The sequence below is a fragment of the Microbacterium sp. TPD7012 genome (assembly GCF_003075395.1).
In the GTDB taxonomy this organism is placed as follows: Bacteria; Actinomycetota; Actinomycetes; order Actinomycetales; family Microbacteriaceae; genus Microbacterium.
This window is the reverse complement of sequence record NZ_QDFV01000008.1, coordinates 1-16,826: the sequence shown is the minus strand read 5'-3', so window position 1 is coordinate 16,826 and position 16,826 is coordinate 1. Positions and strand designations below refer to the sequence as shown.

General features: G+C 69.5%; 18 protein-coding genes and 1 tRNA gene. 10 read left to right on the top strand and 9 right to left on the bottom strand.

Annotated features, from left to right (window positions below; translation table 11 throughout):
* Positions 1-15 precede the first annotated feature (15 nt).
* Both recO and DC434_RS17750 read left to right on the top strand, forming a co-directional pair.
* A complete protein-coding gene (gene recO / locus DC434_RS17755; protein ID WP_116636650.1) occupies positions 16-759 on the top strand; it encodes a DNA repair protein RecO in 744 nt (247 codons plus the stop codon).
* The gene (locus DC434_RS17750; RefSeq protein ID WP_116636649.1) at positions 756-1,559 is read left to right on the top strand and encodes an isoprenyl transferase; all 804 of its coding nucleotides are present in this window, start codon (positions 756-758) and stop codon (positions 1,557-1,559) included. Before recO ends, DC434_RS17750 begins: the two co-directional genes overlap by 4 nt.
* Here DC434_RS17750 and DC434_RS17745 read toward each other — a convergent pair.
* A complete protein-coding gene (locus DC434_RS17745) occupies positions 1,499-2,110 on the bottom strand; it encodes an AAA family ATPase (RefSeq protein ID WP_116636648.1) in 612 nt (203 codons plus the stop codon). The genes DC434_RS17750 and DC434_RS17745 overlap by 61 nt on opposite strands.
* A gap of 133 nt (positions 2,111-2,243) precedes the next feature.
* Between DC434_RS17745 and DC434_RS17740 the strand changes: the two genes are divergently transcribed.
* The gene (locus DC434_RS17740; RefSeq protein ID WP_116636647.1) at positions 2,244-2,936 is read left to right on the top strand and encodes a DsbA family oxidoreductase; all 693 of its coding nucleotides are present in this window, start codon (positions 2,244-2,246) and stop codon (positions 2,934-2,936) included.
* A gap of 64 nt (positions 2,937-3,000) precedes the next feature.
* On the opposite strand, the gene DC434_RS17735 is transcribed toward DC434_RS17740, so the two are convergent.
* Complete coding sequence (locus DC434_RS17735) at positions 3,001-4,197, bottom strand: metallophosphoesterase family protein (RefSeq protein ID WP_165808126.1); 1,197 nt, start codon at positions 4,195-4,197, stop codon at positions 3,001-3,003.
* A 158-nt stretch (positions 4,198-4,355) separates the two neighbouring features.
* Positions 4,356-4,850, bottom strand: a complete 495-nt coding sequence (locus DC434_RS17730; RefSeq protein ID WP_116636646.1) for a glutathione peroxidase — start codon at positions 4,848-4,850, stop codon at positions 4,356-4,358.
* A 59-nt stretch (positions 4,851-4,909) separates the two neighbouring features.
* On the opposite strand from DC434_RS17730, the gene dusB reads away from it, so the two are divergent.
* The 5 genes from dusB to DC434_RS17705 all read left to right on the top strand — a co-directional run bounded on the left by dusB (position 4,910) and on the right by DC434_RS17705 (position 10,302).
* Positions 4,910-6,085: a tRNA dihydrouridine synthase DusB gene (dusB, locus tag DC434_RS17725; protein WP_116636645.1), complete on the top strand. Its 1,176-nt coding sequence runs from the start codon at positions 4,910-4,912 to the stop codon at positions 6,083-6,085.
* Positions 6,075-7,460, top strand: coding sequence for a deoxyguanosinetriphosphate triphosphohydrolase (locus DC434_RS17720; protein ID WP_116636644.1), 1,386 nt, complete (start codon positions 6,075-6,077; stop codon positions 7,458-7,460). Before dusB ends, DC434_RS17720 begins: the two co-directional genes overlap by 11 nt.
* Positions 7,460-9,319: a DNA primase gene (dnaG, locus tag DC434_RS17715; protein WP_116636643.1), complete on the top strand. Its 1,860-nt coding sequence runs from the start codon at positions 7,460-7,462 to the stop codon at positions 9,317-9,319. Before DC434_RS17720 ends, dnaG begins: the two co-directional genes overlap by 1 nt.
* A gap of 36 nt (positions 9,320-9,355) precedes the next feature.
* Positions 9,356-10,129: an ATP-binding cassette domain-containing protein gene (locus tag DC434_RS17710; protein ID WP_116636642.1), complete on the top strand. Its 774-nt coding sequence runs from the start codon at positions 9,356-9,358 to the stop codon at positions 10,127-10,129.
* A 97-nt stretch (positions 10,130-10,226) separates the two neighbouring features.
* Positions 10,227-10,302: transfer RNA gene (locus tag DC434_RS17705), tRNA-Asn, on the top strand.
* A 59-nt stretch (positions 10,303-10,361) separates the two neighbouring features.
* Here DC434_RS17705 and DC434_RS17700 read toward each other — a convergent pair.
* The 3 genes from DC434_RS17700 to DC434_RS17690 form a co-directional block, all read right to left on the bottom strand.
* On the bottom strand, positions 10,362-11,255 hold the full coding sequence (locus tag DC434_RS17700; protein WP_116636641.1) for a dihydrodipicolinate synthase family protein: 894 nt from the start codon (positions 11,253-11,255) through the stop codon (positions 10,362-10,364).
* Positions 11,256-11,330: 75 nt separating this feature from the next.
* Positions 11,331-12,005: a class I SAM-dependent methyltransferase gene (locus DC434_RS17695; RefSeq protein ID WP_116636640.1), complete on the bottom strand. Its 675-nt coding sequence runs from the start codon at positions 12,003-12,005 to the stop codon at positions 11,331-11,333.
* Entirely contained in the window at positions 12,002-13,018 is a 1,017-nt protein-coding gene (locus DC434_RS17690) for an NAD(P)/FAD-dependent oxidoreductase (RefSeq protein ID WP_116636639.1), read from the bottom strand. Before DC434_RS17690 ends, DC434_RS17695 begins: the two co-directional genes overlap by 4 nt.
* A gap of 67 nt (positions 13,019-13,085) precedes the next feature.
* Here DC434_RS17690 and DC434_RS17685 point away from each other — a divergent pair, with 67 nt between their 5' ends.
* Positions 13,086-13,664, top strand: coding sequence for an XRE family transcriptional regulator (locus DC434_RS17685; protein WP_243409000.1), 579 nt, complete (start codon positions 13,086-13,088; stop codon positions 13,662-13,664).
* Positions 13,665-13,734: 70 nt separating this feature from the next.
* Here DC434_RS17685 and DC434_RS17680 read toward each other — a convergent pair whose 3' ends face one another.
* Together DC434_RS17680 and def are read right to left on the bottom strand one after the other, a co-directional pair.
* Positions 13,735-14,250, bottom strand: coding sequence for a septum formation family protein (locus tag DC434_RS17680; protein ID WP_116636637.1), 516 nt, complete (start codon positions 14,248-14,250; stop codon positions 13,735-13,737).
* A gap of 129 nt (positions 14,251-14,379) precedes the next feature.
* Positions 14,380-14,946: a peptide deformylase gene (gene def / locus DC434_RS17675; protein ID WP_116636636.1), complete on the bottom strand. Its 567-nt coding sequence runs from the start codon at positions 14,944-14,946 to the stop codon at positions 14,380-14,382.
* A gap of 43 nt (positions 14,947-14,989) precedes the next feature.
* On the opposite strand from def, the gene DC434_RS17670 reads away from it, so the two are divergent.
* Positions 14,990-16,075 carry a DMT family transporter gene (locus DC434_RS17670; RefSeq protein WP_243408999.1) on the top strand — a complete coding sequence of 362 codons (1,086 nt, stop codon included), beginning with the start codon at positions 14,990-14,992 and terminating at the stop codon, positions 16,073-16,075.
* A 32-nt stretch (positions 16,076-16,107) separates the two neighbouring features.
* Here DC434_RS17670 and pgl read toward each other — a convergent pair.
* Positions 16,108-16,826, bottom strand: a 719-nt coding sequence (pgl, locus tag DC434_RS17665; RefSeq protein ID WP_243408998.1) for a 6-phosphogluconolactonase, incomplete at its 5' end; no start/stop codon positions are given.

Sequence of the window (16,826 nt, the reverse complement as noted above, 5' to 3'; positions counted from 1 at the left end):
GAGGATAATCGACGTGTGCCCACCTACCGAGACGAAGTGGTGATCCTGCGCACCCACAAGCTGGGTGAGGCCGATCGCATCGTCACCATGCTGTCGCGGCGGCATGGCAAGGTCCGTGCGGTGGCGAAGGGCGTGCGACGCACGTCGTCGAAGTTCGGCTCCCGGCTCGAGCCCTTCATGGTCGCCGATGTGCAGCTCTATCAGGGCCGCTCGCTCGACATCGTGCAGCAGGCGGAATCGCTCGGCTCCTACGGCACCGACATCGCCGCGCACTACGACCGCTTCACCTCGGCCAACGCGATGGTCGAGACCGCCGACCGCCTGAGCGATTCCGAGGCAACGCCCGAGCAGTACCTGCTCCTCGTCGGCGGTCTGCGCGCGCTCTCGCGGGGCGAGCACGTGCCGCGCAGCATCCTGGACTCGTATCTGCTGCGCGTGATGTCTCTCTCCGGATGGGCGCCCTCGCTCGACGACTGCGCCCGCTGTGCGGCGCCCGGACCGCACAGCACGTTCGTCGCCCAGCTGGGCGGCCTGGTGTGCGTGAACGATGCGCCGGCCGGAAGCCCGCGCATCGCCGAACGCACCCTCGAACTGCTCCGCGCCCTGATCAGGGGTGACTGGGAGTTCATCGACGTGGCATCTCCCGCCGAGTCGGCTGCCGCAGCCGGGCTCGTCGGAGCCTATGCCCAGTGGCACCTGGAGCGCGGCATCCGCTCGCTCTCGCACGTTTCCGACATCCGAGGAGAAGGAGCACGGTGACTCCCAAGCCGTACACGCACAAGGATGCCGTGGCTTATCGCCCGCTCGACTGGACGGGTGTGCACCCGCCCGCGTTCCCCGCGGTGCCCGAGCACGTCGCGATCGTCATGGACGGCAACGGCCGCTGGGCGAACCGCCGCGGCCTGAACCGCGTCGAGGGACACAAGGCCGGCGAGGAGGTGCTCCTCGACGTCGTCGCGGGCGCGATCCAGGCCGGAGTGAAGCACCTGTCCGTCTACGCGTTCTCGACCGAGAACTGGGCGCGCTCTCCCGAGGAGGTGCGCTTCCTCATGGGGTACAACCGCGATGTGCTGCACCGCCGACGTGACCAGCTGAACGAGTGGGGCGTGCGGGTGCGCTGGGCCGGACGGAAGCCGCGGCTGTGGGGCAGCGTCATCAAGGAGCTGCAGTACGCCGAGCAGCTCACCAGGGGCAATGACGTGCTGACTCTCACGATGTGCGTCAACTACGGCGGTCGGATCGAGCTCGTCGATGCGATGCGCTCGATCGCGGCCGATGTCGCCGCGGGCAGGGTGAAGCCGAACGCGATCAGCGAGAAGATGATCCGGCGTCACCTCTACGTGCCCGACATGCCCGACGTCGACCTCTTCGTGCGGAGCTCGGGGGAGCAGCGCACCTCGAACTTCCTGCTGTGGGAGTCGGCGTACGCGGAGATGGTGTTCCTCGACACGCTCTGGCCCGACTTCTCCCGCGAGGAGCTGTGGCGCGCGATCAGCATCTACCTGTCGCGGGACCGCCGCTTCGGAGGAGCCGTCGACGCTCCCGACGCGACAGCCTGAGCGCGGAGCCACTTCTCCGTCTCCCGAGGATGGCGCAGGCGAACGATCGTGAGATGCGGGAAGTGCTCGATGACACCGGGCATGCGCTCCGCCCATTTGTGCAACGTGTTCGTCTGCCAGAGCAGGATGTTCTCCTCCGGCTCGCCGCGCCACATCTGCCATATCGGCTTCTCCACGTTCCCGTTCCACAGCGGGGTACGCAGGATGCCGCGGGCGAGGGTGCGGCGCAGCAGCCGTGAACGCACCACGCGGTACGGGTAGTCCAGCCAGACGACGAGCTGCGCGCGCGGCGGGAGGACCTCGTCGGTCCCCTTGCTCGTGTACTGCCACTCCGTGACCCAGCGATCCTCGGCCGCGAACGCGCGCACGTCGTCGAGGAACTCCGGTCGCGGCGTCCAGTTCGGCCCGTGGAACAGTGCGTCGATCTCGACGTGCCGCAGGCCCCACGCGTCGCCGATCCGCCCGGCGAGGGTCGTCTTGCCCGACCCGGACACTCCCGCGATCAGCACGCGCTCCGGCCTGAGAGGCAGCGGATCGTCGGCGGAGAGCATCCGGAAATCCTATCGATCGCGGGGATTGTCGCGCTCCTCGGTTCCTGAGTGAGGAGCGCAGCGACGAGACGAAGGACGCTCCGGAACTGCGAGATCCGGAATAGCTCACAGAACCATGCGGTTGGATGAAGGTGTGAGCGAACCCATCTCCATCGACATCTGGTCCGACATCGCCTGCCCCTGGTGCTACATCGGCAAGCGCAACCTCGAGAAGGGCCTCGAAGCCGTCTCCGCCGACGACGACGCCCCGGAGGTCACCGTGACCTTCCACTCCTTCGAGCTCTCGCCCGACACCCCCGTCGACTTCGACGGCGATGAGATCGACTTCCTGGCCGGACACAAGGGGATGCCGCGCGCGCAGGTCGAGCAGATGCTGTCGAACGTCACGGGCGTCGCGGCGAACGCGGGCCTCGAGTACCGTTTCGATCTCCTGCAGCACACCAACACCGTGAAGGCGCACGAGCTGCTCCACTTCGCGAAGGCCGAGGGCCTGCAGCACGCGATGGAGGAGCGCCTGATGTCCGCGTACTTCACCGAGGGCAAGCACGTCGGTCGCATCGACGACCTCGTCGAGCTCGCAGTCGAGGTCGGTCTCGACGCCGATCGGGCGCGCGAGGCGCTCGAGAGCGAGACGTACCTGCCGGCGGTCCGTCAGGACCAGGCGCAGGCGCAGGCCTACGGCATCCAGGGCGTGCCGTTCTTCGTGATCGACGGGCAGTACGGCATCTCGGGTGCGCAGCCGCCCGCAGCGTTCGAGAACGTGCTCCGCGATCTCTGGGCGAAGCGCGGAGAGACCGAGGACGAAGCAGCGGCCGTCCAGGCCTGAGGCACCTTTCGGATATCGAGGCGGCGCGAGCTCTGCTCCCGCCGCCTCGATCTGTCTCGGGGTGTCAGAGGCGCTCCTGCTTCGGGGCGAGGGGGAGCGGTTCCATGGGCTGGTCGTCGGCGGTGAGGTCGATGCCGAGGTCGCGGGCATAGACGACGCGAGTGGCGATCGACACGTCCTCGCCCGCCTCCGTGAGTTCGAACACGCGACCGCCGCGCATGCGGTTGCGCTCCTCTCCGTCGAGACCGTACGCACCGAAGCCGGCGCCCGGCGCGTATCCCAGCAGGACACCGTAGTAGTCGCCCACGTAGTCGTTGATGTGGTCGTGCCCGACGAACACGCCCTTCACGTCGCCGCGCTCGAGGATCGCGTTGAACATGCCCGAGTTGAACGGACCGGGGCACTCGTCCTCGTTCCTCTCGCCGACGATGCCGTGCCGGGCCTGGCCGCGTGCGGCGTCCGCCTCCGTGCGGGTGTCAACGCCTCCCCACCACATGAAGCGGTGCTCCCACAGGGCGATGTGCAGGAACATGAGACCGGGCAGCTTCGTTCCGCGGCGCTTCTCGAGCTCCTGCGACTGCTGGCGATACCACGCGACCTGATCCATGCGCAGCCAGTCCCAGGTCGGATAGCCGGCGAAGTCCTGGCCGTTCAACGCGTCGGGGGCGTAGCGGCCGGAGTCCATCAACCACAGTGCGAACGCCTCGCGGTTCTTCTTCGCCGACGAGGCGATCGTCGCGATCGTGTTGCTCGTGCCCGTCACGCCTCGGGTGTTCTCGGCATTCATGTTGTAGTCGTACGACCGGTAGATCGCCAGCATCCCCGCCTCGTCGACGCCCGACTCGGGCAGCGAGTCCTCGTCGTGATTGCCGAAGGTGACCGCCCAGGGGATCTGTCGGGCCTCCATCGGCCAGACGACGTTGTTGATCGCCTGCTTCACGGCGAGCCGCGTCTCGCATCCTCCGGTGATGACGTCGCCGTTGATGACGACGAAGTCCGGCGCCTCCTGATCGAGCACCTTCTCGATCAGCTCCACCGTGCGGCGGTCGGTGAGCTCGTCGTCCTGCGTGTCGTTGAACTGCACCACCTTGAAGGTGCCGTCCGCACGGAACTGCAGCCGCCCTGCCTTGCCGGGCTTCATCTGAGGGGACGGCGAAGCCGCGTTCGCCGGCGGGGTGCCGAGCGGCAGAGCGGTGCCCAGAGCGCCGAGCGCTCCGGCAGTGAGGACGGTTCGCCGGCTGATCGGCAGTCGGTCGGGCATGGTCGGTCTCCTTCGTCTTCCGGCGGATTCGCCGCGGAGAGACTAAGGACCGGCGGTGGGGCGGTGGCGACCGGCAGGTGAACGGACCCCGGTGGAGCTGCGCCTCCCGGGCGGGTGCTCGGGTGACGCGCAGGTGAACGACCCGCCCGTCGAGCGGTCTAGCGGGTCAGAGCCGCTTCGATCGCGCTGACGATCTCGGGGGCGTCCGGCTTCTGCTTCGGGCGGAAGCGCAGGACCTCGCCGTCCGGCAGCACGAGGAACTTCTCGAAGTTCCACTCGACGCGGCCCGCCTTGCCTCCGGCATCCGGGGCCTCCTTGAGAGCCTTGTAGAGCTCGGAGGCGTTCTTGCCGTTCACCTTGACCTTGTCGTTCACCGGGAACGAGACGCCGTAGGTCGTGGAGCAGAACTCGAGGATCTCGTCGACGGAACCCGGCTCCTGCCCGAAGAACTGGTTGCACGGGAAGCCCACCACGCTGAAGCCGCGGTCGCCGTAGAGGCGCTGCAGCTCCTCGAGCTGCTCGTACTGCGGGGTGAGGCCGCACTTCGAGGCGACGTTCACCACCAGCACCACATCGGCACCGAGGTCGTCGAGAGTCTTCTCGTTGCCCTGGGCGTCGGTGAAGGGGATCGAACGGAGCGCAGAATCGGTCATATTCACAGCTTAGGTCGCAGCATCCGCACCGGCTCCGCGTCTGGGAGAATGGAGGGGACATGACTCTCGCCACCGCCCCCGCCCGCCCTCTTCGCATCGGTCCGATCGATCTCGACGTGCCGGTCGTCCTCGCGCCCATGGCGGGGATCACGAACACCGCGTTCCGACGCCTGTGCCGCGAGTACGGCGCGGGGCTGTACGTCAGCGAGATGATCACGTCGCGGGCGCTGGTCGAGCGCAACGAGACCACGATGCGCCTGATCCAGCACCACGAGTCCGAGACGCCCCGCTCGATCCAGCTCTACGGCGTGGACCCGGCGACCATCGCCGAAGCCGTGCGCATCATCGTCGCCGAGGACCACGCCGATCACATCGACCTGAACTTCGGATGCCCGGTGCCGAAGGTCACGCGCCGAGGCGGGGGAGCGGCGCTCCCGTGGAAGTCGAAGCTGTTCGCCGACATCGTCGACCAGGCCGTCAAGGCCGCAGGCTCCATCCCGCTGACGGTGAAGATGCGCAAGGGCATCGACCGCGACCACCTGACGTTCATCGAGGCCGGGCGCGCCGCCGAGGACGCCGGTGCCGCCGCAGTCGCGCTCCACGCCCGCACGGCGGGCGAGTTCTACTCGGGGCACGCCGACTGGAACGCGATCGGCGAGCTCAAGCAGGCGGTCACGAGCATCCCGGTGCTCGGCAACGGCGACATCTGGTCGGCCGAAGACGCCGTGCGCATGATGGCGCAGACCGACTGCGACGGCGTCGTGGTCGGACGCGGGTGTCTCGGCCGTCCCTGGCTCTTCGGCGACCTGGCCGCGGTCTTCGGCGCGGGCCCCGCGACGAGCTCGGGGACCGGCCATGTGGTCGACGCGACTCTCGGCTTCGTCGCGAACGCGTTCCGTCGGCACGCCCAGCTGCTGGTGGAGTTCTTCGACGACGAGGATCGCGGCTGCCGCGACATCCGCAAGCACGTCTCCTGGTACTTCAAGGGCTATCCGGTCGGCGGAGACATCCGCACCGGACTCGCCACCGCATCCAGCCTCGCGGAGATCGACGACCTGCTCGGCCGACTCGACCACACCGCGCCGTACCCGGGTGCCGACGCGGAGGGCCAGCGCGGACGCGCCGGTCACCCGAAGCGCACGGCCCTGCCGGACAAGTGGCTGGAGTCGCGGGAGATCGAGTCGTCGGCCTCCGAGATGATGCGTGGAGCGGAGATCGAGAACAGTGGTGGCTGACTCTCAGGCCGGTGTGCGCGCCGACGGCTACGACGCCCGCGACGCCGAGCGCTTCTTCGCCGAGACGCACCGATCCGAGCGCGACGACTTCGCGCGCGACCGCGCCCGTGTGCTGCACTCGGCGGCGCTCCGCCGTCTCGCCGCGAAGACCCAGGTCCTGAGCCCAGCGAGCACCGCCGACTTCGCGCGCAACCGCCTGACCCACTCGCTCGAGGTCGCCCAGGTCGGACGCGAGCTCGCCACGGCCCTCGGCGTCTCCGCCGATGTGGTCGACACGGCCTGCCTGAGCCACGACCTCGGACACCCGCCGTTCGGGCACAACGGCGAGCGCGCGCTCAACGAGTGGGCCGAGCACATCGGGGGGTTCGAGGGCAATGCCCAGTCCCTCCGCATCCTGACCCGGCTCGAGGCGAAGGTCCTCGACGACGACGACCACTCCGTCGGGCTCAACCTCACCAGGGCCAGCCTCGACGCGACCTGCAAGTACCCCTGGACGGTCGACAGTCCGGTCCCGGACCCGGGCGGTCGACTCAAGTTCGGCGTGTATCCCGAGGACGAGGCCGTGTTCCGGTGGATGCGCGAGGGTGCGCCCGGTCGCCTCCGCTGCATCGAGGCCGAGATCATGGATCTCTCCGACGACATCGCGTACTCCGTGCACGATTTCGAGGACGCGATCGTCAACGGCTACGTCGACGTCGCGCAGCTCGCGGATCCGCGCGGACACGATGCTCTCGTCGGCCGTATCCAGCAGTGGGTGGGCTACGACTTCACCCGTGACGAGCTCGCCGACGCCCTCTATCGTCTGGCCTCGCAGTCGATGTGGCTCCCGTCCTTCGACCGGTCGCGGCAGGCGCTCGCCCGTCTGAAGAACCTGACCAGCGATCTGATCGGCCGCTTCGCGCGCGCCTCCGTCTCGGCGACCCGCGACGCCTACGGGGGAAGCCATCTCGTGCGCTACAACGCTCACGTCGTCGTGCCCCGTGTCGTGGAGGCCGAGATCGCGGTGCTCAAGGGCATCATGGGCCAGGCGATCGTCACGATCGACGCGCGCAAGGGCGTCTACAAGGAGCAGCGGCGCGTGCTGAAGAGGCTCGCCGACTCGCTGTGGTCGACCGACGCCCTGTGGTCGGCGGGCGCCGATGTGCTCGAACCCGCGTTCGCCGCCGACTTCGTCGCCGCGGTCGACGACGCCGAGCGCGCCCGCGTCGTGGTCGACCAGATCGCGAGCCTCACCGACCAGAGCGCGATCGACTGGCACAACCGTCTGGTGGGGGAGATCGACCCCGCCGAGGTCGGGATCTGGACGCCGCGGCACGCCCGTGCGCGGGCAGGCGCGCACGCCGAGAGGCGGCCCGTCGCCGAAGGGGTGGGCTGATGCCCCGCATCCGGCAGGCCGACGTCGACGAGGTCAAGGCGCGCACGAACATCGCCGACATCGTCGGTGAGCGCGTGGCGCTGAAGTCGGCCGGGGTCGGATCGCTCAAGGGTCTGTGCCCCTTCCATGATGAGAAGAGCCCGAGCTTCCACGTGCGGCAGCAGGTCGGCTACTACCACTGCTTCGGCTGCGGCGAGTCGGGAGACGTCTACTCGTTCCTCCGCGAGATGGACCACGTCAGCTTCACGGAGGCCGTCGAGCGCCTCGCCGGCCGAATCGGGTACACGCTCCACTACGAAGACGGGGGAGCGGCCCCCGAGACCAGCGGACGCAGTCGCCTCTATGCCGCGAACACGGCCGCCGCGGAGTTCTTCCGCGCGCAGCTGCTCTCGCCGGACGCCGAGGCCGGACGGCGGTTCCTGGGTGAACGCGGATTCGACGCCGGGGCCGCGGCGCACTTCGGTGTCGGCTTCGCTCCGCGCGGCTGGGACGGGATGCTCAAGGCTCTCACGGCGCAGGGCTTCACCCGTGAGGAGCTCGCCACGGCAGGCCTCGTCTCGACAGGTCAGCGCGGCGTCTACGACCGGTTCCGCGGGCGTCTGGTCTGGCCGATCCGCGATGTCTCCGGGCAGACGATCGGCTTCGGCGCCCGCAAGCTCTTCGACGACGACCAGGGGCCGAAGTACCTGAACACGCCGGAGACCCCGATCTACAAGAAGGCGCAGGTGCTCTACGGGCTCGACCTCGCCAAGCGCGACATCTCGCGCGGAGATCCGCGCCGCGTGGTCGTGGTCGAGGGGTACACCGACGTCATGGCCTGCCATCTCGCCGGTCTCACGACGGCGATCGCGACGTGCGGCACCGCGTTCGGCACCGAGCATATCAAGGTGCTGCGCCGGGTGATGGGCGACGACAACGCCTCGGGCGAGGTCGTCTTCACGTTCGACGGTGACGAGGCCGGCCAGAAGGCGGCGCTGCGCGCGTTCACCGAGGACGACCGGTTCAACGCCCAGACCTTCGTGGCAGTCGCGCCGGACAGCCTCGATCCGTGCGATCTGCGACTGCAGCGAGGGGATGCCGCGGTGCGCGGGCTCATGGACGCCAAGGTGCCGATGTTCGAGTTCGCGATGGACCGGAAGCTGGGCGGCTTCGACCTCTCCACGGTCGAGGGTCGCGTCGGCGCGCTGCGTGCGGCCGCGCCCATCGTCGCCGAGATCAGGGACCGGCTGCTGCGCCCCGGGTACGAGCGCGTGCTGGCGCGTCGCCTCGGCATGGATCCCACCGAGGTGCACAGCGAGGTGGAACGTGCCGCGCGCGGTGCTTCGCAGCAGCCCGCGGCGCGGCGCGAGACGCCCCAGGCCGATCCGTCGACCGGTATCGCCGGCGTCGCGCCCGTCACCCTCGCGAGCCTGCCCCGGACGGCCGACGTCGCGGTCGAGCGCGATGCTCTGATGGGTGCCCTGCAGTACGGGCACCAGGTGGACCAGGATCTCCTGAACCGCGCCCTCGGCGCCCCGTTCCGGACACCGGGTCTCGACGCCGTGCGCGAGGCCGTGGCATCCGCTCCTGACCGCACGAGGGCGGGCTGGGTGACGGATGCCGTCAACGGCGTGCGCGAGCCCTACCGGTCCCTGGCCGGTGAGCTGCTGATGACGCCGTTCCCCGCCAGGAACGAGGAGGGTGCGGTCGCCTCGACGACCGATCTCGCCCGTCGTCTCATCCTCCGCCAGCTGGAGCGCGAGAAGCAGGAGCTGCTCGGCGCGGTGCAGCGGGTGCCCGCGGAGTCGGACGGCGGCCGCGCGCTGCGGATGCGTCTGAGAGACATCGACGCGGAGCGTCAGAGGTTCGCCGAGTCGTAACGCGCCCGCCGGGTCGGCAGAGGGCAGGATGGAGACATGTCCCGCAGGCCAGAATCCCAGAACGCGATCGAATGCTCGGATCTGGTGATCGACCGCATCGGGCACGGCACTCCCACCCGTGCCGTCGACGGTGTGACCTTCTCTCTCGCGCCGGGCGAGCTCATCTGCGTCGCCGGACCGACCGGTTCGGGGAAGTCCACCCTGGTCGCCGCCCTCGCGGGGTCGACCGACCCCTCGGTGCGCGTCGTCGGCGGAAGCGCCGTGGTCTGCGGCGTCGATGTGCGCAGGCCCGGTCGGAAGCACCGCATCCTCACGTATCGCACCGGCTTCGTGCCTCAGGGTGCGGGTGCCGACCTGCCGCCCCGTCTCACCGTCAACGAGGTGATCGCCGAGCCGATCCTCATCCGGGAGCGCCGGGTCAACACGAAGGCGCTGTCGATCCGCGTCGCGACCCTGCTCGACGAGCTGCACCTTCCGCTCGGCACCGCAGCCAAGTTCCCGTACGAGCTCAGCGCTGGCATGCGTCAGCGCGTGGCGATCGCCCGATCGTTCATCCTGGAGCCGAAGGTGCTCATCGCCGACGAGGTGCTCGCGAACCTCGACCTGGAGGTGCGTCCGGTGGTGTTCGACGCGATCACTCGTCGTCGGAGGGAGGAGTCGATGGCCGCTCTCCTCGTGACCAACGATGCGGCGTTCATCCGCGAGCTGAACGCCGAGACGCTCATGCTCCGCGGCGGTCATGTGGTCGCTCGCGGCGTCGGCAAGGACCTGCTCTGGGTTCCCAACGCCGAGTCGGATTCGCGGCACTGAACACGACACGCCCGACCTGCGCCGACCCCGCCCCGGTGTCACGAGTGGGGCTCGGAGTTTGCTAAGCTTGTCGAGTTGCCCGCGCAGCGGTGCACATTCCTCGGTAGCTCAATTGGCAGAGCAGCCGGCTGTTAACCGGCAGGTTCTTGGTTCGAGTCCAAGCCGGGGAGCCAAGATGGCCCGGAACTCCTTCGCGAGTTCCGGGCCATTCCCTTTTCGGCCTCGACGACCCTCAGCCGCGGAGTCCCAGCGGGTCGACGACCTCCGCGACCCGCTCCCGCGCTCCGGCACGAAGCCCGAGCACCGGGCGCGGAAGGCAGTCCGGGGCGACGAGCTGCAGGTGCTCTGCGATGGCGGCCGTGACGCGATAGCTCCCGAACTCCAGGAACAGGTCCCACAGCGGCTGGAGGCGGGCCGATTCGGCGGTCGCGGCATCCTGGTCACCGGCCTGCGCGGCACGCGTGATGGTGAGCGCCGGGTCGGGGAGCGTGCCACCGATGACCGAGTACCAGGCATCGCATCCGGCGTTCATGCCCGTGGCGGCGAACCAGTCGCCCGAGACGCCGATCGACACCGTGTCGGGGATGCGATCGCGGAGTCGATGCACGCGTGCGGAGGCATCCTGGGGATCCACCGGAACACCGGGGATCTTGATGGAGGCCACGTTCGGCAGCGCGGCGATCCGGGCATGGAGCTCGTCGGTGAACGTGACGTGCGTCGTGCCGGGATTGTCGTAGACGACCAGGGGCACCGAGAGTCCGGCCGTGACATCCTCGAACAGCGTGAACACCTCGTCCGGGGTCAGCGCCTGATAGGTGACCGGCGCGAGCAGCACGGCGCTCGCGCCGGCATCCTGCGCATCATCGGCGAGGCGCTGCACCTGGGAGGTGCGGAGCGCGCCGATGCCGACCATCACGGGCACGTCTCCCGCGAGCGCGACGGCTGCGCGGGCGACGCGCCGACGCTCGTCGCGGTCGAGGTACAGGTAGGAGCCGGTCGAGCCGAGCGCCGTGATCGAGTCGACGCCGGCGGTGACCAGCCGCTCGATGAGTCGCGTGTAGGCGGCTTCGTCGAAGGTGTCGTCGCGCAGCGGGGTGAGAGGGAAGGCACTCAGGCCGGTGAACATCGGTGCTCCTGTCTTCCGGCGCGCTTCGGGAAGGGCGCGCCGCCTCAGCGAGCGTAGCTCAGCGTCCGTGCCTGTTCACGCGACCGTGCCCCGCCTGACCCGCAGTACCGCGTCGACGAGCGTCACCTCGGAACCGTCGCGCCAGATCGCCACCCGGTCGACGAGAGCACTCGTCTCCGTGACCCACCCCTCGGGCAGATCGAGCGACGACAGCACCTCCTCGGCGGTCGGGAGCGGCGGCCCGTCGTGGTCGTGGTGGCTGAGCTTCGACCCCGGCGGGACGGACCCGTGCCCGACGACGAGGAGCCGCCCGCCCGGCGCCACCGCCGATGCCGCGCGCCGCAGCACCGCCTCACGCGGAAGCTCGACCGGGGAGTGCAGGAACGCCGACGTCACGAGGTCGAAGACGGAGGTCGGCTCCCACGTCGAGAGATCGTCGCGGATCCACCGGATCCGGTCGGAGAGCCCCGCACGCTGCGCCTGCGCCTGGCCGACGGAGAGGGCCGTCGCGGAGATGTCGACCGCCGTCACCGTCCATCCGTGCGCGGCGAGCCACAGCGCGTCCCCGCCTTCGCCGCACCCCAGTTCGAGAGCCGTCCCGGGAGTGAGGCCGGTGACCTCGCGCTCCACGGCGGCGTTCACGCGACCGCTCCACACCCGGCCGTGCTCGCCGCGGGTGCTCCGATAGCGCTCCTCCCAGAACTCCGCAGGGTTCGGCGCCGGATCGACCGAGGACTCGGTCTCGCTCACGATGCGACCGCCGCGCTCGCGACCAGCGCCGCCGCCGCAGCGACGTCCTGCGCCACGAGCTCCCCGTTCAGCGCGAGGGCTGCGGCGGCGCCGGACCCGGCGGCGATCGGCACGAGAGCGGCCGGGTTCGCCGCGTTCCCCACGGCCCAGACGCCCTCGACGCTCGTCCGTCCGAGAGCGTCGACGGTCGTCCACGGGCCGATCGGCGTGTCGGAGCGCTCAGCCCCGAGCTGACGCAGTGGCTCGTCGAGTGCGATCAGAGCGGGTTCGGCGAACACGACGTCGACGGGGATCGTGGAGCCGTCGTCCAGACCGAGTCCGGTCAGCTCGCCTGCCGCGGTGATCACCTGGGTGACGGCACGCGTCTCCACGCGCATCCCGCGCGCTTCCAGCACGAGCCGGTCCTCGTCGGGGATGCCGTCGACGAGGCCGGTGAACACCGTGATGTCGTCCGAGTACGCCCTCAGCATGTGGGCCTTGTGGAGTCCGCCGACGGAGGTCGCCAGCACCCCGATCGCGCGCCCTGAGGCCTCGTATCCGTCGCAGTACGGGCAGGCGACGACGCCACGTCCCCACTGTTCGGCCAGTCCGGGGATGTCGGGCAGCACGTCACGTGCGCCGGTCGCGACGATGAGGCGGCGCGCGGTCGCGTGGTCGCCCGCCGCCGTCACGACCTCGAAGCCGTCGGCGATCGCGCTCGCGCTGGCGACACGGGCGTCGACGATCACGCCGTCGACCGCGCGCACCTCCCGGTGGCCGTCGGCGACCAGATCGAGCGGGGAGTAGCCATCGCGACTCAGCACGCCGTGCATATGGGGCGCGAACCGGTTGCGCGGCTCCTGAGCATCGAGCACGAGCACGCGGCGTCGGGCTCGAGCGAGGATGAGCGCGGCGCTCAGTCCGGCTGCGCCTCCGCCGATGACGATGACATCCCAGTGCTCGCCCGAGATCGGGGTGTGCGAGAACTCATCTGGGCGGAGAGTGGATGCGGGGGAAGAGGTGTCGTCGATCATGCGTCCAGCTTCCGCGCCTGATACGCTTTCGGCAACTATTCATGCTGAATCAGCAAAGGATGCCGACGTGCCCGACGAATCCCTGGCCCTCATCGGACCACGTCTGAAGAGCTGGCGCGAGAAACGCAGCCTGACCCTCGCGGACCTCTCCGCGCTCACCGACATCTCCCCGAGCACCCTGTCGCGTCTGGAGGCGGGAAAGCGGGCGCCGAATCTCGAGCTTCTCGTGCCGATCGCGCGAGCGCTCGGTCTCGGTCTCGACGACATCGTGCCGCGCGCGGTCCCCGACCCGCGGGTGTCACGCACGACCAGGGAGGTCGAGGGCATCCGCTACGAGTCGCTCTCGCCGGCATCGAGCCCCGTGCAGACCTACAAGGTCACCTTCCCCGCCCGCCCCGCCGGCATCACCGCCGTGCCTCAGCCGAAGGTGCACGACGGCCAGGAGTGGCTGTACGTGATCTCCGGGCGTCTGCGGCTCGTGCTCGGGGACAAGGACGTGACGCTCGGGCCCGGCGAGGCCGCGGAGTTCGACACGCGGGTCCCGCACTGGCTGTCGGCCGCGGGGTCCGGGCCGGCCGAGATCGTGTCGATCTTCAGCAAGGACGGCAAGCGCATCCACCTGCGCGCGCGCCCGGCCGCCTCCTGACGCAGAGAGGGCCCCGCCGAACGGCGGGGCCCTCTCTGGAATCGTGCTCAGATCACTGCATGCGTCCGGATCAGCGAGCGGCGCCCGCGAGGGTTCCGGTGACCGGGCCGGCCGGGTCGGAGATCACGCACTGGATCACGCGGTCGTTGAGCTGGTCCCAGGTGTCCTTGGTCGGGGTGATCGGGTAGACGTCGAGGGCCGACTCGTCCCAGACGACGCCGACGAACGTGGTGAACGCGTCGCCGATGCATCCCTCGGTCGCCGCGTCGACGGCCTCCTCGGAGAACTCGCCGTCCTCCATCGAGAACTCGTGGTAGACCTCTTCGTCGTGCGGCTCCTCGCACGGCACGACGTCGACGGCCTCGATGAGACCCGTCGCGCTGGACATCTTGCAGTCCCCGACCTTCAGCGCGAAGACGTCGATGTTCGCGCTCTCGGTGACCTGACCGGTCTCCTGGTCGCGGTCGGCGTCGCCGGCCCCGCCCCCGAGAATGCTGTTGATGGCGCTACAGCCGCTCAGAGCGATGGAAAGCGCCACCGCGGTACCTGCGAGCATCAGAGCGCGTCGATTGCGCAGTTTCATCATGATTGTGTCCCCTCCACAGAGCCTCTTGGTGCGCGGGCATGCGAAAGAAAGAAGCCCGCCGCGATCACGCTAGCCGCCTCCGAGTCTGTGATGCAACTCCGAGGATGCTGTGATCGCGCTGGGAGCGGATCAGCCCTCGAGGTCGTCGACGCCCGGCATCCAGCTGGCTCCGGGTCGACCCCAGCCGCGCTTGCGCGCGATCTTCTGAACCGTCTTCCAGTCGCCGTCGGAGAGGCGGTCGACGTAGAGGACCCCGTCGAGGTGGTCGAACTCGTGCTGCATGATCCGCGCGCGCCAGCCGTCGACGTCGATCGTGACCGGCTGCCCGTCGAGATCGGTCGCCGTGAGGTGAACCCGCTCGGAGCGACGGAGGGGGAATCGCTCCCCGGGGAAGGAGAGGCATCCCTCCGACTCGAGATCGGGGTCGGGATCGCCCGGCTCGATCGGCGCGATCCACAGCACGGGATTGATCAGCACGCCGCGCCAGGGCTGATCGTCATCGTCCACGTACGCGTAGGTGTAGATGCGCAGCGGCACGCCGACCTGCGGTGCGGCGAGACCGACTCCCGGCGCGGCATCCATCGTCTCGAACATGTCGGCGACGAGTGTGCGGATGTCGTCCGTGATCTCCTCGACGGCCGATGCGGGGGAGTGAAGCACGGGGTCGCCCATGATGCGAATCGGAAGTACAGCCACGTCACAACCCTACTGTGTGCGATGTGCCGGGTAGGGTCGTAGTGTGAGCGCTGGGGTGTGGACGAATGCGGCTGAAGAGGTCGGCGAACAGCTCGTCGGCGCCTTCCAGAACCCCGGCCTGCTGCTCGGCATCCCGCTGGCTCTCGCCGGCGCGGTCTTCATGTCCCTCGGCGCGCAGTACCAGCACCGCGGCGTCGAGAAGGTCGAGCGCCTGAGCGGCTCCGACGGCACCACCGGCCTCACCGGCGGCCAGATCAAAGCGCTCCTGACCCGGCCCTCATGGATCCTCGGCACCCTGATGCTCGGGCTCGCGATCGTGTGTCAGCTCGCCGCGCTCGTGAAGGCACCGCTCATCGTGGTGCAGCCCCTCGGCGCGATCGCGCTCGTGATCACGACGCTCCTGAACGCGCGGATCTCCGGCCATTCGCCGACCCGGAAGTCGGTCACCGCGATCATCTTCTGCGTGGGCGGCATCTTCCTCTTCGTCTTCTTCGCGGCCATCTACGCCACCGAGAAGGAGGTCACCGAACGCGAGCTCTTCGTGATCCTCGCCCTCCTCCTCGTCGTGATCATCGCGCTCGGGGCGTGCTGGCTGATCCTCCGCCACCGCATGCGCGCGCTGTTCTACGTGATCGGCGCCGGCATCCTCTACGGTTTCGTGGCCACGCTCGCGAAGGTCGTCATCAAGCGGATCGAGGCCGGCCAGTTCGAATGGATCACGGCCATCTGCGTGATCGCTCTGCTCGCGGCAGCCTCGGTCGGCGCGTACTTCGTGCAGACCGCCTACAGCTCGGGCCCGCCGGACCTCGTGATCGCCGGGCTCACGGTCGTCGACCCGCTCATCGCGGTCCTGATCGGCATGATCGTTCTCGGCGAGGCCGCTGCGGCGCCGTGGTGGGTGTTCATCATCTTCGGCGTCGCCGGGGCCATCGCGGTCTGGGGCGTCGTCAACCTCGCCCGTTACCACCCGCAGGTGCTGAGCGAGAGTCAGGAGCTCCCGATCGTGCGCGGCAGCGACTCGTCGCCGTCCTCGCCTGCTCCCGAGCCGAGCCAGGAGTCGACGGAGCAGCAGAACCCGTCGGATGCCTGGACCCAGGCCGAGCAGAACCGCCGGCCCGACGCTCCGTAGCGGGCGTTCGGACCGCGCGGGGCCGCGAGGCGTCAGTACGCCTGATCGATGAGGTCGGGGGAGACCTCGGAGGCCGCCGCCTCGTCGACGAAGAACACCGTGCGCTTGCGACCCTTCGCGCCGGCTGCCGGCACGCTCGTGTAGCTCGCGCCGGCCAGCGCCAGCCCGAGGGCGGATGCCTTGTCGGCGCCGGTCAGGACGAGCCAGACGCGCTTGGAGGAGTTCAGGACGGGACGCGTGAGCGTCACCCGCTCGGGCGGAGGCTTCGGCGAGTTGCGCACGGGCAGAGCCGCGGCGTCCGTCACCGTGACCTCGTCGCGATCCGGGAAGAGCGAGGCGATGTGCCCGTCGGGACCGACGCCCAGGAAGCACACGGCGAACGACGGCCAGGGGTGCTCCTCCGTGCCGTACCGCGCGAGCTCGGCGGCATAGGCCGCGGCGGACTCGTCGAGAGTGAGTCCGCTGTCGGGACCCGCCACCTCGTGCACGTTCTCCGGCGGCACCGGGATGTGATCGAGCAGCGCGTGGCGCGACTGCAGGGAGTTGCGGTCGGGGTCGTCACGCGGGACGAAGCGCTCGTCGCCCCACCAGAAGTGGACCAGCGACCAGTCGATCTCCGACGCACGCGCGTCTTCCGCAGCCGTGCGCAGCACCGCTCCGCCCATCGAACCGCCGGTCAGGGCGATGTGGGCGRTGYCGWTGACGAGCGAATCCGAGCCCGAGGACTGGTCGCCGTTATTGGCGGAGTTGC

Excerpts from the sequence above, each read along its gene's own strand:
- DC434_RS17680 (WP_116636637.1), bottom strand. The coding sequence starts at position 14,250 with ATGATGAAACTGCGCAATCGACGCGCTCTGATGCTCGCAGGTACCGCG.
- DC434_RS17690 (WP_116636639.1), bottom strand. The coding sequence starts at position 13,018 with ATGATCGACGACACCTCTTCCCCCGCATCCACTCTCCGCCCAGATGAG.
- DC434_RS17700 (WP_116636641.1), bottom strand. The coding sequence starts at position 11,255 with ATGTTCACCGGCCTGAGTGCCTTCCCTCTCACCCCGCTGCGCGACGAC.
- dusB (WP_116636645.1), top strand. The coding sequence starts at position 4,910 with ATGACTCTCGCCACCGCCCCCGCCCGCCCTCTTCGCATCGGTCCGATC.
- DC434_RS17710 (WP_116636642.1), top strand. The coding sequence starts at position 9,356 with ATGTCCCGCAGGCCAGAATCCCAGAACGCGATCGAATGCTCGGATCTG.
- DC434_RS17735 (WP_165808126.1), bottom strand. The coding sequence starts at position 4,197 with ATGCCCGACCGACTGCCGATCAGCCGGCGAACCGTCCTCACTGCCGGA.
- DC434_RS17745 (WP_116636648.1), bottom strand. The coding sequence starts at position 2,110 with ATGCTCTCCGCCGACGATCCGCTGCCTCTCAGGCCGGAGCGCGTGCTG.
- DC434_RS17730 (WP_116636646.1), bottom strand. The coding sequence starts at position 4,850 with ATGACCGATTCTGCGCTCCGTTCGATCCCCTTCACCGACGCCCAGGGC.
- dnaG (WP_116636643.1), top strand. The coding sequence starts at position 7,460 with ATGCCCCGCATCCGGCAGGCCGACGTCGACGAGGTCAAGGCGCGCACG.